Origin of the sequence: Streptomyces sp. NPDC058751, from assembly GCF_042746485.1 — a bacterium.
Classification (GTDB): Bacteria; Actinomycetota; Actinomycetes; order Streptomycetales; family Streptomycetaceae; genus Streptomyces.
Map to the genome: position 1 here is coordinate 1 of NZ_JBHYPZ010000114.1, position 1,155 is coordinate 1,155.

Sequence of the window (1,155 nt, forward strand, 5' to 3'; positions counted from 1 at the left end):
TACTGACCTTCAAAGCGTGGTGTCGCAGTAGCTGACGTTTCGTGATCCCTGCGGTATGCCGACGACATGAGGTATCCGCAAGGGGGCGGGCTGACCGACGAACGGCGGTCCTTCCGCGAGAAGTTGCGATTGGAAGCGGCCGAACGCTTCAGACAGGGCGATGAGAACACAGTCATCGCCCACGACCTGCGGGTCAGCGTCCGGTCAGTACAGCGCTGGCGCAAGGCCTGGTCGCAGGATGGACCGAGAGCTCTGGCCTCGAAGGGCTCGGCGTCGCTGCCGCTGCTCAGTGACGAACTGTTCGCCGCCCTCGAGCGGGAGCTGGTCAAGGGGCCGGTGGCGCACGGTTGGCCGGACCAGACCTGGACCCTGTCGCGGATCAAGACGCTGATCGGACGCCGGTTCCACAAGAGCTACACCGTGCAAGGGGTGGCTGCTCTGCTCAAGCGGCACGGCTGGAGCTGCCAGGTGCCGGCCCGGCGTGCGATCGAGCGGGACGAGACCCTGGTGGCCGGCTGGGTGAAGGAGACCTGGCCCCAGGTGGAAGGACCGCGGCGGCGCTCGACGCCTGGCTCGTCTTCGAGGACGAAGCCGGATTCTCGATGACGCCGCCGACCACCCGCACCTGGTCCCGCCGCGGCCACACCCCCATCGTCCGCGTCCGGGGCCGCTCACGCCGCCGCTTATCGGTCGCCGCCCTGGTCTGCTACAAGACCGGCGAACGGTCGCGGCTGATCTACCGGCCCTGCCCCGACGCGCGGCCCGACGGGCGCAAGAGCTTCTCCTGGAAGGACTACCGCGACCTGATCCAGACCGCGCACCAGCAGCTCGGCGGCCCGATCGTGCTGGTCTGGGACAACTTGAACACCCACCTCACCGCCGGTATGCGCCGCTACATCGCCGACCGTGACTGGCTCACCGTCTACCAACTCCCGCCCTACGCACCCGACCTCAACCCGGTCGAGGGCATCTGGTCGGTCCTGCGACGCACCACCACGGCCAACCGCGCGTTCGCCGACCCCGACGACCTGATCACCGCCGTCCGGCGCGGCTTACGCCAGCTCCAATACCGCCACGACGTCCTCGACGGCTGCCTCACCGGCACTGGCCTTCGCCGCCAGCTGCCATGACGACATCACGCTTTGAAGGTCAGTA

2 protein-coding genes are annotated in these 1,155 nt (G+C 68.1%); both read left to right on the plus strand.

What is annotated here, in order from left to right; translation table 11 throughout:
- The first annotated feature begins 66 nt into the window (after positions 1-66).
- Positions 67-606: a winged helix-turn-helix domain-containing protein gene (locus ACFW6B_RS41155; RefSeq protein ID WP_386605072.1), complete on the plus strand. Its 540-nt coding sequence runs from the start codon at positions 67-69 to the stop codon at positions 604-606.
- The gene (locus ACFW6B_RS41160; RefSeq protein ID WP_386605074.1) at positions 603-1,130 is read left to right on the plus strand and encodes a transposase; all 528 of its coding nucleotides are present in this window, start codon (positions 603-605) and stop codon (positions 1,128-1,130) included. The genes ACFW6B_RS41155 and ACFW6B_RS41160 overlap by 4 nt, the downstream gene beginning before the upstream one ends.
- Positions 1,131-1,155: the final 25 nt, after the last annotated feature.

Coding starts and splice junctions, on each gene's coding strand:
- ACFW6B_RS41160 (WP_386605074.1), top strand. CDS start 603: ATGACGCCGCCGACCACCCGCACCTGGTCCCGCCGCGGCCACACCCCC.
- ACFW6B_RS41155 (WP_386605072.1), top strand. CDS start 67: ATGAGGTATCCGCAAGGGGGCGGGCTGACCGACGAACGGCGGTCCTTC.